General features: G+C 59.3%; 14 protein-coding genes. 12 read left to right on the forward strand and 2 right to left on the reverse strand.

Annotation, left to right across the window (positions count from 1 at the left end; genetic code table 11):
• Position 1: 1 nt before the first annotated feature.
• The 6 genes from O1723_RS18710 (at position 2) to O1723_RS18735 (ending at position 5,804) form a co-directional block, all read left to right on the forward strand.
• A complete protein-coding gene (locus O1723_RS18710; RefSeq protein WP_014882426.1) occupies positions 2 to 778 on the forward strand; it encodes a fimbrial biogenesis chaperone in 777 nt (258 codons plus the stop codon).
• A complete protein-coding gene (locus tag O1723_RS18715; RefSeq protein WP_225990827.1) occupies positions 699 to 2,978 on the forward strand; it encodes a fimbria/pilus outer membrane usher protein in 2,280 nt (759 codons plus the stop codon). Before O1723_RS18710 ends, O1723_RS18715 begins: the two co-directional genes overlap by 80 nt.
• Positions 2,969 to 3,925, forward strand: coding sequence for a Csu type fimbrial protein (locus O1723_RS18720; RefSeq protein WP_014882424.1), 957 nt, complete (start codon positions 2,969 to 2,971; stop codon positions 3,923 to 3,925). Before O1723_RS18715 ends, O1723_RS18720 begins: the two co-directional genes overlap by 10 nt.
• Positions 3,926 to 4,052: 127 nt before the next feature.
• Positions 4,053 to 4,793, forward strand: a complete 741-nt coding sequence (locus tag O1723_RS18725; RefSeq protein ID WP_014882423.1) for a winged helix-turn-helix domain-containing protein — start codon at positions 4,053 to 4,055, stop codon at positions 4,791 to 4,793.
• A 1-nt stretch (position 4,794) separates the two neighbouring features.
• The gene (locus O1723_RS18730; RefSeq protein WP_014882422.1) at positions 4,795 to 5,268 is read left to right on the forward strand and encodes a hypothetical protein; all 474 of its coding nucleotides are present in this window, start codon (positions 4,795 to 4,797) and stop codon (positions 5,266 to 5,268) included.
• A 29-nt stretch (positions 5,269 to 5,297) separates the two neighbouring features.
• A complete protein-coding gene (locus O1723_RS18735; protein WP_023336730.1) occupies positions 5,298 to 5,804 on the forward strand; it encodes a GNAT family N-acetyltransferase in 507 nt (168 codons plus the stop codon).
• A 138-nt stretch (positions 5,805 to 5,942) separates the two neighbouring features.
• Here the strand turns inward: O1723_RS18735 and tsr are convergent, their stop codons facing one another.
• Positions 5,943 to 7,607, reverse strand: coding sequence for a methyl-accepting chemotaxis protein (gene tsr, locus O1723_RS18740; protein WP_014882420.1), 1,665 nt, complete (start codon positions 7,605 to 7,607; stop codon positions 5,943 to 5,945).
• 83 nt (positions 7,608 to 7,690) lie between these two features.
• Positions 7,691 to 8,131, reverse strand: coding sequence for a homoprotocatechuate degradation operon regulator HpaR (gene hpaR, locus O1723_RS18745; RefSeq protein ID WP_023331950.1), 441 nt, complete (start codon positions 8,129 to 8,131; stop codon positions 7,691 to 7,693).
• 270 nt (positions 8,132 to 8,401) lie between these two features.
• Here hpaR and hpaG point away from each other — a divergent pair, with 270 nt between their 5' ends.
• From hpaG to hpaI, 6 genes are all read left to right on the forward strand, one after another.
• Entirely contained in the window at positions 8,402 to 9,679 is a 1,278-nt protein-coding gene (hpaG, locus tag O1723_RS18750) for a 4-hydroxyphenylacetate degradation bifunctional isomerase/decarboxylase (RefSeq protein ID WP_023336729.1), read from the forward strand.
• Positions 9,676 to 11,142, forward strand: coding sequence for a 5-carboxymethyl-2-hydroxymuconate semialdehyde dehydrogenase (gene hpaE / locus O1723_RS18755; protein ID WP_023336728.1), 1,467 nt, complete (start codon positions 9,676 to 9,678; stop codon positions 11,140 to 11,142). The genes hpaG and hpaE overlap by 4 nt, the downstream gene beginning before the upstream one ends.
• Before the next feature lie 2 nt (positions 11,143 to 11,144).
• The gene (hpaD, locus tag O1723_RS18760) at positions 11,145 to 11,996 is read left to right on the forward strand and encodes a 3,4-dihydroxyphenylacetate 2,3-dioxygenase (protein WP_014882416.1); all 852 of its coding nucleotides are present in this window, start codon (positions 11,145 to 11,147) and stop codon (positions 11,994 to 11,996) included.
• A 9-nt stretch (positions 11,997 to 12,005) separates the two neighbouring features.
• Positions 12,006 to 12,386, forward strand: coding sequence for a 5-carboxymethyl-2-hydroxymuconate Delta-isomerase (locus tag O1723_RS18765; protein ID WP_014882415.1), 381 nt, complete (start codon positions 12,006 to 12,008; stop codon positions 12,384 to 12,386).
• 127 nt (positions 12,387 to 12,513) lie between these two features.
• Entirely contained in the window at positions 12,514 to 13,317 is an 804-nt protein-coding gene (gene hpaH / locus O1723_RS18770) for a 2-oxo-hept-4-ene-1,7-dioate hydratase (RefSeq protein WP_014882414.1), read from the forward strand.
• A 10-nt stretch (positions 13,318 to 13,327) separates the two neighbouring features.
• The gene (gene hpaI, locus O1723_RS18775) at positions 13,328 to 14,125 is read left to right on the forward strand and encodes a 4-hydroxy-2-oxoheptanedioate aldolase (RefSeq protein ID WP_014882413.1); all 798 of its coding nucleotides are present in this window, start codon (positions 13,328 to 13,330) and stop codon (positions 14,123 to 14,125) included.
• The last annotated feature ends 12 nt before the right edge of the window (positions 14,126 to 14,137 follow it).

Consider the following 14,137-nt stretch of genomic DNA (forward strand, 5'->3'; position numbering starts at 1 on the left):
CATGCGTCGTTTTCTCCCCTGCTTCATTCTGTGGTTCATGATGCTGGCGCTGCTGTCACGCTACGCGATGGCCGCCACGCTTCAGGTGGCCCCAGTGACGCTCGACCTCCAGAGCGGGCAAAGCGCCTCGGCGGTCTACCTCACTAACAGCGGTAAAGCGGCCATCCATGCGCAGATACGGGTTTACGAATGGACCCAGCAAAACGGTAAAGATGTATTAACGGCCACCGACGAGGTGGTCAGCAGCCCGGCGATGACCTCACTGGCGCCGGGCCAGCAGCAGCTGGTGCGCATAATCGTGATGCAGCCAGGGATCCGTGAACAGGAGCAAAGTTACCGGCTGGTCATTGATGAGCTACCGGATGCAACGTCCCGCGCGGCCAATCCCAACGCGATACACTTTCTGCTTCGCTACTCTATTCCTGTCTTCATTGCCGGAAACCAGAATATGCCCGTCAGCCGCGATGCCCTGAGCTGCGAACAGGCGGACACCCCGGGAACGATCCGCTGCTATAACGCCGGAAACAGCCATATCCGCCTGAGCCACCTGCAGGTCCTGACGGCCGCCGGTCAGGTCGTCGGGTCGTTGAAAGGGCTGGCGGGTTATGTTCTGCCGGGACAGACCGCGCTTATAACGCTTAAGCACACTTCGCGCCACACGTTCAGCGCGTTGCGCGCCTATCTCAATGACGACCACAATGCCAGCCAGATACCCCTGCGCCCGCTTGCTTCTCGCGCTCCTGTTTTGGCTACCGCTGATGCTGTCAGCCCGGACTGAACCCGCCGCCGATACCCTGCAATGGCTGGCAATCACCGTGAACCACGACCCGCGCGGGGATCTGTGGGCCTGCCGGGTAGTGGGAGATGCGCTATGGATGGACCACCGCGACCTCAAAAAACTGGGGCTGCGCGCCCCGGATAACGCCAACGAGTGGGTCGCGCTGACGTCGCTGCCGGGCCTGAAAGTCAGTCTCGATTTGCATGCTCAGCAGGTCTCCATTACCGCCGACGCAAAGGCGCTTGAGGGCCAACAGCATCTGTCTGTCGGGAGGCCGACGCCGCAGTATCGCTATCCTGAGGCGCAGCCCATTAGCGTGTTGACGCTCGGGTATGCGCTTTATGGCAGCGGCGCAGAGGGGAAACGCCAGCTTAACGCGCAAACGTCGCTCACCGCATCCGGGGCGCTTCCCGGAACGTTCAGCAGCAGCTTTTCGAGCCATGCCGGTGAGGAAAACAGCGCAGGTCGGCCCCGCCACACACGCCTTGAAACCCGCTGGCAGTGGGACAACACGGACTCGCTCACGAGCCTGGCGCTGGGCGACAACATCACCACGGGCTCCCGCTGGAGCCGACAGGTACGCTTTGGCGGGCTGCACTGGGCGCGTAATTTTGAGCTCAATCCGCAGCTCAACACCGAACCGCGTAGCCGTTACAGCGACACGGCGGTTCTGCCTTCTACGGTCGATCTGTACATCGACGGGCTTAAGCAGAGCAGCCAGCGCGTCACGCCGGGCGATTTTCTGCTGGATACCCTGCCCTCATTTACCGGAAGCGGGCAGGCCCAGGTGGTCATTACCGACATCAACGGTCAGCGTCGTACCGTACAGCTCGATCTCTACGGTGCGCCGGGGATGCTGGCGGAAGGACTCAGCAGCGGCTCGCTGGATATCGGCTGGATGCGACAAAACTACGCCCTGCGATCCAATGACTATGCCGCCTCGCCCATGCTCGACGCAGGGTGGCGCTACGGGGTGAATAACCAGCTGACGCTGGCGCTGCACACGGAGCAGCAGAGTAAATTGCGCAATGTCGGGACAGGGGTCGACTGGCTGATCTCGCCCGGGACAGGGATTATCAGCCAGCATGTCGCCATCAGCGACAGCCCTTACGGTCAGGGAAAACAGTGGGGCCTTGGCTGGCAATGGAACGGTCGCGGGACGGGGATCTCTGCCAGTACCGCTCGTACCGATGCCACATTTGCCGATAACGCCCGCATGAGCGGTACCCTCCCCGTCAGACGCAGCGATAGCGTTTGGGTCAGCCAGTCGATACCCCATTTAGGTACCGTCGGTGCGGGCTGGGTACAGCAAAACATTCAGGGCACCAAACAACGCTATCTCAACGCCTCCTGGTCCGCCTCGCTGCCGGCACATATTTCCACCACGCTGAGCTACACCCGCTCGTTTACGGATGCGTCGAGCCACGTTCAGCTGATGCTTTCGATCCCGTTAGGGCGTGAGGATACCCTCTCCGTTCAGGCCAGCCGCGATATGCCGCGCATGGATTATCGCCATCAGCCGGACGATCAGGTCGGCGGCTGGTCATGGCAGCTGGGGCGAGGCTTTGGCGAGCACCGGGAAACCTATGCGGACGTGGGCTATCTGGGCCATGCAGGTGAGTGGCACGTTGGGATGGCGCAGGGCGCTAACTATGCCTCAGCCGAGGGTAGCCTGACGCTGCTGGATGGCAGCCTGCACACGCTGCGCTACAGCCAACAAAGCCTGGCGCTGGTCTCCACGCACGGTGTCGGACATGTGCCGGTGATGCTGGAAAACCGCCCGGCAGGCGAAACCGACGAGAAAGGGTATCTGCTGCTGACCGACCTGCCGCGTTACCACGCCAGCAAAGTCAGCATCAATCCGCTGGATCTGCCTGCCGACGTGATTGCCCCCGTCACCGACATGCAGGCCAGACCGGGCAACGGCGGCGCGGTAAAAGTCGATTTTAACGTTCATCACGCCGTCACAGTTCAGGCCCGACTGGTGGACCTCCACCATAATCCGCTCCCGCTCGGCAGCATTGTCTCAACGCCACGCGGTGCCACCATTGTGGGGCGTGACGGTTTTATCTGGCTTGAAGACCCGCCTCTGCCAGGTGAGCTGGTGGTAAAAACCGGTGAGGGTGAGTGCCGGGTCAGGCTTCCGGCCCCCCGTACTGCGTCACCCATACAGAATATTGGAGAACAACAGTGTCATTAAAAGCACCGTTCTTGTTGCTGCTTGCGGTGTCCGTGAAGGCGATGGCCGCCGCATGCTGGATAACATCACCTGCCGTCATCAACTTTGGCAATGTCGTGGCGGGCAATGCCGCGTCGACCAACACCGAAGTTAAATTTAGCTGTCAGGCTGACAACAACGGCACGACGGAATATATCAACGTCTGTCTGAGCAGTATCGACGCACCGCCCTTTCAGATGGTCTCACCGGGAGATTCGGAGGGTAAACAGTACACCCTGCTTTTCCGCCTGCTTAACGGCGACGCGCGCGCTCAGGAACTCGGTCCCGTCAGCAGCGGGGAGCTCATTCAGCAGACTCTGACCGCCGACAGCAATGCCAACATCAGCGGGAGCTTTCCGCTTATCGCCACCGTCCCGGCAGGGCAAAACCAACTTCCGGCGTACCACTATTACAACTACAACATGAATCTGCGCATCGCCTGGCACAGCGCTAGCCGTCAGGATGCACTGCAAAACTGCTCGGATGGCTCTGCGGAGGGGGAGCAGGTGCAGGGCGGTACCAATGCGCAGGCCGAAATCAGCCAGGGCTGCTACATAGAACGCGTCACCCCGCTTAACTTCGGCACCCTGAACAGTACCGCCACGCTGCGCCCGACGCGTTCCACCGCAACCCTTACCACGCGCTGTCCGGCCGGCACAGCGTTTACGCTTGGCATGGGCAACGGCAACCATGCCATCGGGAATCAGCGGCAGCTGTGTAACGATGAGGGTCAGTGCCTGCGCTACGGGCTCTGGCAGGATGCGGGTGCCACGCAAAGCTGGGGCGATCTGCACAGCGGCGATGCGCTGCATGTCACCCATCCCGCTGGCGGCACCCAGAACTTCACCGTTTACGGGGAAGTCCCCGCTCAGCCCCTGAGCGGTACAGGGGAATTTATTGATGACGTGATAATCACGCTGACTTATTAAACAGACCAAAATCCTGTCTGGATCAATGTTATCGGTAACAATGGCGTTAAAATAGCCACCAGCTCTGCATACAAGGCGTAAACCTTCTCTTTTTTATTCGTTATCTCTGTCTGTTTTACAACAACTTATGAAATACCTGCTTGCTGACGCCATCGTCTACAACGACGAGGACGGTTCTGTTTCTCTTATCAATGTGCCGCCTGAGGATGCGCAGATCCTCACCTGCACAGCCAATAGCATTATGAAGCTGCTGGTGCAGCATCATGGGAACGTGGTCGAGCGGGAGACCTTCCTGCATGACGTCTGGGATCGGCGTGGGCTCCAGGGGTCTAACAATTCGTTAAACCAGTACATCAGCATCTTGCGCAAAATGCTGGCCAGCCTGCTTCCCGACGTGCTGTTTATCGTCACCGTCCCCAAAACGGGCTTTATGCTCAGCGCAGACGTCACGGTAACAGCCCTGGAGGAAGAAACACCGGCCGCCGAAACGGCGAAAACTGCAGTACCCGCCCGACCGGAGCGGCTGCTCTGGGGCGCGCTTACGCTGGCGGTCGTTGCGCTGTGCCTCTGGATAACGGCTATCAAACCCGAAACCCGGCAGAAGGACATTCATCTGTTGACCCATATCGGGAACTGTCCGGTCTATACCTTTACGCCGCTGGCGGATGTGTTTCATGAGCGGGCGGCTGCGCTGGCGCAAACCCTTCAGCAGGACGGTCACCTTCCGTGCCTGGAAAATTCAATTTTCTACATGCACATTCAGCGAACGCTTTTCTACGGCCACGAGGGACGACTGGTGCTCTCCCAATGCTCGCTCACGCAGGGGAAAGCGAGCGCCTGTCGTACGCTTTACTATTACGAGTGGTGATATGAAATACATAAAAATCTGGCTCATTCTGGCCCTTAACCTGATGATTACCGGCGCTGCACTGACGTGGTATTTCTACACGCCACCGCTGTCGGTGGCCTGCAATGGATATCTGACCTTCTCCGACAAACGTGACAGCCACGATTTCACGTTTGACGGGGAGGTCATCATGCAGTTTCACCCCAACAAAACCGGGTACATCACGCTAAACGGTAACGTGGAGAATGCCCCAAACCACTGGGAAGTGTCCCGTCAGGAGATGTTTAAATGGCGCCACGTGGAAGGAGAACTGTATGAGATCGTTATTCAAAAAGTGGAGCGTTTTGGCCATGACGCCATGCCGCCGGGCGTATTTGAGAAATACGTCGCGGGCCTGACCCAGGGGAAAAAAAGGCTCCTGGCGATAGAGCGCACGCCGCATGATGCACTGGTTATCAGCAATTTTTACTCGCCGGTGCTGGTCTGCACAGAATAATACCGACGGGTCAGGCTATACTTCCCGCCATGAACATTCGCATTCGCCCTACCACCTTCAACGATGCTGCCACCCTGCCCGCCATTGAACGCGCGGCGGGCGAGCGTTTTCGTGAAATCCCCCCTCTCGCCTGGCTTGCCGGGGGTGAGGTGATTTCAACTGAAGAGCATCTCAACTATGCCGAACGGGGGCTAAGCTGGCTGGCGCTGGCGAACGACCATCCCGTTGGGTTTATCCTCGCAGAGGCGCACGCGACATCGCTGTTTATTGTCGAACTTTCGGTGCATCTGGACTGGCAGGGAAAGGGGATTGGTCGGCAGCTCATTAACGCTGTGGCTGACCATGCCCGTGAAGGGGGGCTGTCGTCGCTGACGTTGACGACATTCCGCGACGTACCGTGGAATGCGCCGTTCTATGCGCGGCTGGGGTTTGACTATGTCACTGAACTCACGCCTGAACTGCGTCAGAAAAGGGAAGATGAGACAGCGCACGGCTTAGCGTTTGACTCCCGCTGCGCCATGCGTCTGCCGCTTTGATATCGCCCGGTGGCGCTGCGCTGACCGGGCCTACAAAACCCTGAACCGTAGGCCGGGTAAGGCATAGCCGACACCCGGCACATCCCCCTCCCCGTAGGCCGGGTAAGGCGAAGCCGCCACCCGGCACAACACGCACGATCAGAACGTTTCCCAGTTATCCCCCGCATCAGCGGTTGCCGCTTTACGCGACATCACCGGGGTAGCAACGCTTTTCGCCGAAGCGAACTCGCGCGCTTTCATCTGCTCCTGCTGAATGCGGAACACCGCGACAGCCTGGGTCAGGCGGCTTGCCTGCTCTTCCAGCGCCGCCGCCGCTGCGGCAGACTCTTCCACCAGCGAGGCGTTCTGCTGGGTCACGCGATCCATCTCAGCGACCGCCAGACCTACCTGGTCGATACCGCGGCTCTGCTCGTCAGAAGCCGAGGCGATTTCGCCCATGATATCCGTAACGCGGGTTACCGCATTCACGATCTCGCCCATGGTTTCACCGGCGCTTTCTACCAGCGTAGAACCCACTTCCACGCGACCCACAGAGTCTTCAATCAGGCTCTTGATTTCACGTGCTGCCTGGGCGCTACGCTGGGCCAGGTTACGCACTTCACCTGCCACCACCGCAAAACCACGGCCCTGCTCGCCTGCGCGCGCCGCTTCTACCGCCGCGTTCAGTGCCAGGATGTTGGTCTGGAAAGCAATTCCGTCGATCACGCTAATAATGTCGGCAATCTTCTGCGAACTACCGGCGATATCGCGCATGGTCTGCACCACGTTGTCCACCACTTTACCGCCTTTCTGCGCGGTCTCGGACGCGCTCAGCGCCAGATGGCTCGCCTGACGGGCGTTTTCGGCGTTCTGCTTCACGGTCGCCGTCAGCTGCTCCATGCTGGCAGCAGTCTCTTCCAGGGACGCAGCCTGCTGTTCTGTACGGGAAGAGAGGTCGTTATTGCCCATCGCGATTTCGCTCGCGCCGCTGTAGATAGCATTCGCGCCATTACGCACGTCGCCAACGGTCCGTACCAGCTCACTCTGCATATGACGCAGAGAATCGGCCAGTTCGCCCATCTCGTTGGAGCCCTCCACTTCAATGCGCTTCACCAGATCGCCGCTGGCGATATGGCGAATGTTGTCGATGAGGCGCGTCAGCGGCGAAATCAGCGCCTGCTTGATACCCAACCAGACGGCCACGATCACCACCAGCACGGCAAGCAGCACGCTAATCAGCACCCAGATGGCCTGGCTGAAGGAGCTCTTGCTGTCTTCAACCGCCATTTGATACAGCTTGTCGTTCTGCTGCAGGTAGCTGACATACTGCTTCTCAAAACCATCCTGGTAGCTCTGGGTCGGCTGATCGAAGAAGGCGTTGATTTTGCCCGCACCCAGCAGCTGAATCAGCTCCGCCAGCGCACCGTGGTAGATATCGTAGTTACGCTTGATCTCCATGGCATCCGCATCGCTTTGACGCGGATCGCGCGGCAGGGCCTCATAGGCGGCCCAGTTTTTTTCCGCCTGCTTCAGCGACGTGGACGCGATTTGCATCAGATCGTTAACGGTCGCGCCGCTGCCGATATTGCTCTGATCCATCATGTAGCGAATACCCGCACGGTTCAGGGTATTACGGGTTTGCAGCAACGCCACCCAGCTGGCATTCAGCGTGGATTGTTGCTGGCGAATGGTTTGCAGGACGGTGAAATTCTCTTTGTCATGCTTAAGGGCATTGAAGAAAAGACCACCGGATGTGAGTTGTAACAGGCCAAATATAGCTAAAACCAGCATTAAACTGGTGACAATCTTGATACGGTTTAACATGTTTTCTCTTTCCTCAGACAGATACAGAATTTTCGGCCTGGAAAGGGAAAACTTTACGAAAATCATCCTGGAATTTGTGGTTTTTACTCTTCTTCCCGCGCTGCGTTATGCCGGTTTCCGAGTTCAATAAACTCTTCCAGCAGCGTCGTCAGCTGTTTCATCTTCTCCGGCGTGTATTCCGCCTCAATCTGCTGGTACGCCTCTTCCACCTGCGCCTGGGCGTGCTCATACAGCGCATTGCCAGCATTGGTCAGCGACACGTACAGCTTGCGCTGGTCGTTCACTGGCTTTAAGCGCAGCACCAGGCCGTCGCGCTCCATGCGCGTCAGAATGCCGGTCAGGCTGGGACGCAAAATGCAGGTGCGAAACGCCAGATCGTGAAAATCCATCGACGGATGTTCCGCCAGCACGCGCACAATCCGCCACTGCTGCTCGGTCAGGTTATGTCGCTTCACAATGGGTCGGAAGTACGACATCGCCGCTTCCCGCGCCTGCAGCAGCGCGATGGTTAATGAATCATGCATAGCCTCTCCCCGCCCTTCATTAACAAGTAAACAATTTATAAAAGATGTTTTTATAAACAATACGTTTTCTGCCAAAAAGTCTAACAGAAACCCGCCAATTTTGTTAACACACTGATTTTAATCAAAATAAAAATCAATATGTAAATTTATTGTTATTCATATCACAAATTTTTCACTTCTGATTGCGAAATAAACAGCAAAAGCATAAAACCAGATCATTAACATATTAATGAAATCATAACCCGGACTGCCGGGGTGAGGAGCAGGTGAATGAAAGGTACCGTTTTTGCCGTCGCGTTGAATCATCAAAGCCAGCGCGATGCCTGGGCTGAGGCGTTTGAAAAAGCCCCCTACAACACGCCGCCGAAAACGGCAGTGTGGTTTATCAAACCGCATAACACCGTGATCCGCGCAGGCGATCCCATTCCCTTCCCGCAGGGTGAAACGGTGCTAAGCGGCGCGACTGTCGCGCTGGTGGTGGGCAAAACGGCCAGCAAGGTGCGCGAGGAAGACGCGGCGGCGTACATTGCCGGATATGCGCTGGCCAACGAGGTGAGTCTGCCGGAAGAGAGCTTCTACCGCCCGGCGATCAAGGCGAAATGCCGGGACGGATTCTGCCCGCTGGGCGAGCTGGTCAACGTTGATAACGTGGATAACCTGACCCTCATCACCGAGATTAACGGCCGCGAGGCGGACCACTGGAATACGGCCGATTTGCATCGCAACGCCGCGCAGCTGCTGAGCGCCCTGAGTGAGTTCGCGACCCTTAATCCCGGCGATGCAATATTGCTCGGCACCCCGCACAGCCGCGTCGAAATCCGCCCTGGAGACCGGGTACGCATTCTGGCAAAAGGGTTTCCGCCGCTGGAAAACCCGGTGGTGGACGAACGCGACGTCGCTATCGCTCACCGCACGCCCCCGCACGCCACGCTGTTCGCCCTTGGCCTGAACTACGCCGACCACGCCAGCGAACTGGACTTCAAGCCCCCCACCGAGCCGCTGGTGTTTATCAAAGCGCCGAACACTTTCAACGGTGACGACCAGACCTCGGTGCGCCCAAACAACATCGACTACATGCACTACGAAGCGGAACTGGTGGTGGTCATCGGCAAAACCGCCCGTAAGGTGAGTGAAGCCGAGGCGATGGACGTTGTTGCGGGCTATACGGTCTGCAACGACTACGCCATCCGCGACTATCTCGAGAACTACTACCGCCCAAACCTGCGGGTGAAAAGCCGCGACGGGCTGACCCCCATTTCCCCAAACATCGTGCCAAAAGAAGCCATCCCCGACCCACACAACCTCGCCCTGCGCACCTTCGTTAACGGCGAACTGCGACAGCTTGGCACGACGGCGGATCTGATTTTCAGCATCCCGTTCCTGATTGCCTACCTGAGCGATTTTATGACCCTGCAACCGGGCGACATGATTGCCACCGGCACGCCGAAGGGGCTGTCCAACGTGGTGCCGGGGGATGAAGTGGTGGTGGAAGTGGAAGGCGTAGGACGCCTGGTAAACCGAATTGTGAGTGAGGAGACGGCAAAATGAAAAAAATTAACCATTGGATCAACGGCAAAAACTTGGCGGGAAGCGACTATTTCCACACCACCAATCCGGCCTCCGGCGAGGTGCTGGCCGAAGTGGCTTCCGGCGGTGAAGCCGAAATCCATCAGGCCGTAGCCGCCGCGAAAGAGGCGTTTCCAAAATGGGCCAACCTGCCGATGAAAGAGCGCGCGCGGCTGATGCGTCGTCTGGGCGATCTGATCGATCAGAACGTGCCCGAGATCGCCGCTATGGAGACCGCCGACACCGGCCTGCCGATCCACCAGACTAAAAACGTGCTGATCCCGCGCGCCTCGCACAACTTCGAGTTTTTCGCCGAGGTGTGCCAGCAGATGAACGGCAAAACCTACCCGGTTGACGACAAAATGCTCAACTACACCCTGGTGCAGCCGGTGGGCGTCTGCGCGCTGGTGTCACCGTGGAACGTGCCGTTCATGACCGCCACCTGGAAGGTCGCCCCGTGCCTGGCGCTGGGTAATACCGCGGTACTGAAAATGTCTGAACTCTCCCCGCTGACCGCCGACCGTCTGGGCGAGCTGGCGCTGGAGGCGGGCATTCCGGCAGGTGTACTCAACGTGGTGCAGGGCTACGGCGCGACGGCAGGCGATGCGCTGGTGCGTCATCACGACGTGCGAGCCGTCTCCTTTACCGGCGGCACGGCCACCGGGCGCAATATTATGAAAAACGCCGGGCTGAAGAAGTATTCCATGGAGCTGGGCGGCAAATCCCCGGTGCTGATTTTTGAAGACGCGGACATCGAGCGCGCGCTGGATGCCGCCCTGTTCACCATCTTCTCCATCAACGGCGAGCGCTGCACCGCGGGCTCGCGCATCTTCATCCAGCAGAGCATCTACCCGGAGTTCGTCAAACGCTTTGCGGAGCGTGCCAACCGTCTGCGCGTGGGCGACCCGACCGATCCGACCACACAGATTGGGTCACTCATCAGCAAGTCACACTGGGAGAAAGTCTCTGGCTATATTCGCCTCGGCATTGAAGAGGGCGCGACCCTGCTGGCGGGCGGCCCGGACAAACCGACCGACCTGCCTGCGCATCTGAAAGGCGGCAACTTCCTGCGCCCGACCGTACTGGCGGACGTCGACAACCGCATGCGCGTGGCGCAGGAGGAGATCTTCGGGCCGGTGGCCTGCCTGCTGCCGTTTAAGGATGAAGCGGAAGGTCTGCGCCTGGCGAACGACGTGGAGTACGGTCTGGCGTCGTACATCTGGACCCAGGACGTCAGCAAAGTGCTGCGCCTGGCGCGCAATATCGAAGCGGGCATGGTGTTCGTCAATACCCAGAACGTGCGCGACCTGCGCCAGCCGTTTGGCGGCGTGAAGGCCTCCGGCACCGGGCGCGAAGGCGGCGAGTACAGCTTCGAGGTGTTTGCGGAGATGAAGAACGTCTGCATCTCCATGGGCGACCATCCGATTCCAAAATGGGGGATCTGATCATGGGTACATTAGCGTTAGCGGCAAAAATCACCCACGTCCCGTCAATGTATCTCTCCGAGCTGCCGGGGAAAAACCACGGCTGCCGTCAGGGCGCCATCGACGGGCATAAAGAGATCGGCAAGCGCTGCCGCGAGCTGGGCGTGGACACCATCATCGTCTTCGATACCCACTGGCTGGTGAACAGCGCATACCACATCAACTGTGCGGACCATTTTTCAGGCGTCTACACCAGCAACGAACTGCCGCACTTTATCCGCGACATGACTTACGACTACGACGGCAACCCGGCGCTCGGCCAGCTGATTGCCGACGAGGCGGTGAAGCTCGGCGTGCGCGCCAAGGCGCACAACATCCCGAGCCTGAAGCTGGAGTACGGCACGCTGGTGCCGATGCGTTACATGAACCCGGATAAACACTTCAAAGTGGTCTCTATCTCGGCGTTCTGCACCGTTCACGACTTCGCCGACAGCCGCAAACTCGGTGAGGCCATCGTCAGCGCCATCAAAAAATACGACGGCACCGTGGCGGTGCTCGCCAGCGGCTCACTGTCGCACCGCTTTATCGACGACCAGCGCGCGGAAGAAGGGATGAACAGCTATACCCGCGAGTTTGACCGCCAGATGGACGAGCGCGTGGTGAAGCTGTGGCGCGAGGGGCAGTTCAAAGAATTCTGCAGCATGCTGCCGGAATACGCCGACTACTGCTACGGCGAGGGCAATATGCATGACACGGTGATGCTGCTGGGCATGCTCGGCTGGGACAAATACGACGGCAAGGTGGAGTTTCTCACCGAGTTGTTCGCCAGCTCCGGCACCGGCCAGGTTAACGCCGTTTTCCCCCTGCCCGCGTGAGGAGCCACCATGCCGCACTTTATTGCTGAATGTACCGACAACATCCGCGAGCAGGCAGACCTGCCGGGGTTGTTCGCCAAAGTCAACGAGGCGCTGGCCGCCACGGGCATCTTCCCGATCGGCGGTATCCGCAGCCGCGCCCACTGGCTGGATACCTGGCAGATGGCCGACGGTAAGCAGGATTACGCCTTTGTGCATATGACGCTGAAGATCGGTTCCGGGCGCAGCCTGGAAAGTCGGGAAGCCGTAGGGGAAATGCTGTTTGGGCTTATCAAAGCGCACTTTGCGGCGTTGATGGCTGCCCGCTATCTGGCGCTGTCGTTCGAGCTGGACGAACTGCACCCGACGCTCAATTACAAACAAAACAACGTGCACGCGTTGTTTAAGTAATACCGCTCGATCTGTCCCCTCTCCCTTTGGGAGAGGGTTAGGGTGAGGGAAATCTCAGCGGCCTGATGCCCTCACCCCGGCCCTCTCCCACGGGGAGAGGGAGAAAACAATACAACAGGATATCGCCATGCTCGATAAACACACCCATACCCTGATCGCCCACCGCCTGCATCAGGCGGAACAAACCCGGGAGCAGATCCGCGCGATCTCGCTGGACTACCCGGAGATCACCATTGACGACGCCTACGCCGTTCAGCGCGAATGGGTAAACCTGAAAATCGCCGAAGGCCGCGTGCTGAAGGGTCACAAGATCGGCCTCACCTCCAAAGCGATGCAGGCCAGCTCGCAGATCAGCGAGCCGGACTACGGCGCGCTGCTGGACGATATGTTTTTCCACGACGGCAGCGACATCCCCGTCGATCGCTTTATCGTCCCGCGCATCGAAGTAGAGCTGGCGTTCGTGCTGGCAAAACCGCTGCGCGGCCCGAACTGCACGATCTTCGACGTCTACAACGCCACGGATTACGTCATTCCCGCGCTGGAGCTGATCGACGCCCGCTGCCACAACGTTGACCCGGAAACCCAGCGCCCGCGCAAGGTGTTCGACACCATCTCCGATAACGCTGCCAACGCGGGGGTGATCCTCGGCGGTCGCCCGATTAAGCCCGACGCGCTGGATCTGCGCTGGATCTCCGCCCTGCTCTACCGCAACGGCGTGATCGAAGAGACCGGCGTGGCCGCTGGCGTGCTTAACCACCCGGCGAACGGCGTGGCGTGGCTGGCGAACAAGCTGGCGCCTTACGACGTGCAGCTTGAGCCGGGGCAGATCATCCTCGGCGGTTCGTTTACCCGCCCGGTGCCCGCCAGCAGAGGCGACACTTTCCACGTTGACTACGGCAACATGGGCTCCATCAGCTGCCGCTTTGTGTAAGGAGACGATCATGCAGAATGCATTCAAAGCGGCGCTGAAAGCGGGCCGTCCACAAATCGGCTTATGGCTGGGGCTCACCAGCAGCTACAGCGCCGAACTGCTGGCCGGGGCAGGCTTCGACTGGCTGCTGATCGACGGCGAGCACGCCCCGAACAGCGTGCAAACCGTCTTAACCCAATTGCAGGCCATCGCCCCTTATCCGAGCCAGCCGGTGGTGCGCCCGTCGTGGAACGATCCGGTGCAGATCAAACAGCTGCTGGACGTCGGCGCACAAACCCTGCTGGTGCCGATGGTGCAAAACGCCGAAGAAGCGCGGCTGGCGGTACGTGCCACCCGCTACCCACCGGCGGGCATTCGCGGCGTCGGCAGCGCGCTGGCAAGAGCGTCGCGCTGGAACCGCATTCCGGACTATCTGCAGCAGGCTAACGACGCCATGTGCGTACTGGTGCAAATCGAAACCCGTGAGGCGCTGAAAAACCTGCCGCAGATCCTCGACGTGGAAGGCGTCGACGGCGTGTTTATCGGCCCGGCCGATCTCAGCGCCGACATGGGCTTTGCCGGTAATCCGCAGCACCCGGAGGTCCAGGCCGCTATCGAGCAGGCGATCGCGCAGATCCTGAGCGCGGGCAAAGCCCCCGGCATCCTGATGGCAAACGAGGCGCTGGCAAAACGCTATCTCGACCTCGGCGCGCTGTTTGTCGCCGTCGGCGTCGACACTACCCTGCTCGCCCGCGGTGCGGAAGCGCTGGCTGCACGCTTTATCGAACAACCGGTTACGTCAGTTAATAACAATAAATCCGTCTACTAAACGTAAGATCTG

The organism is Enterobacter cloacae complex sp. HYC080_NIDB (genome assembly GCF_056673325.1).

Excerpts from the sequence above, each read along its gene's own strand:
- O1723_RS18730 (WP_014882422.1), top strand. The coding sequence starts at position 4,795 with ATGAAATACATAAAAATCTGGCTCATTCTGGCCCTTAACCTGATGATT.
- O1723_RS18710 (WP_014882426.1), top strand. The coding sequence starts at position 2 with ATGCGTCGTTTTCTCCCCTGCTTCATTCTGTGGTTCATGATGCTGGCG.
- hpaG (WP_023336729.1), top strand. The coding sequence starts at position 8,402 with ATGAAAGGTACCGTTTTTGCCGTCGCGTTGAATCATCAAAGCCAGCGC.
- O1723_RS18725 (WP_014882423.1), top strand. The coding sequence starts at position 4,053 with ATGAAATACCTGCTTGCTGACGCCATCGTCTACAACGACGAGGACGGT.
- hpaD (WP_014882416.1), top strand. The coding sequence starts at position 11,145 with ATGGGTACATTAGCGTTAGCGGCAAAAATCACCCACGTCCCGTCAATG.
- hpaR (WP_023331950.1), bottom strand. The coding sequence starts at position 8,131 with ATGCATGATTCATTAACCATCGCGCTGCTGCAGGCGCGGGAAGCGGCG.
- hpaH (WP_014882414.1), top strand. The coding sequence starts at position 12,514 with ATGCTCGATAAACACACCCATACCCTGATCGCCCACCGCCTGCATCAG.
- hpaI (WP_014882413.1), top strand. The coding sequence starts at position 13,328 with ATGCAGAATGCATTCAAAGCGGCGCTGAAAGCGGGCCGTCCACAAATC.
- O1723_RS18715 (WP_225990827.1), top strand. The coding sequence starts at position 699 with ATGCCAGCCAGATACCCCTGCGCCCGCTTGCTTCTCGCGCTCCTGTTT.
- O1723_RS18765 (WP_014882415.1), top strand. The coding sequence starts at position 12,006 with ATGCCGCACTTTATTGCTGAATGTACCGACAACATCCGCGAGCAGGCA.
- hpaE (WP_023336728.1), top strand. The coding sequence starts at position 9,676 with ATGAAAAAAATTAACCATTGGATCAACGGCAAAAACTTGGCGGGAAGC.
- tsr (WP_014882420.1), bottom strand. The coding sequence starts at position 7,607 with ATGTTAAACCGTATCAAGATTGTCACCAGTTTAATGCTGGTTTTAGCT.
- O1723_RS18735 (WP_023336730.1), top strand. The coding sequence starts at position 5,298 with ATGAACATTCGCATTCGCCCTACCACCTTCAACGATGCTGCCACCCTG.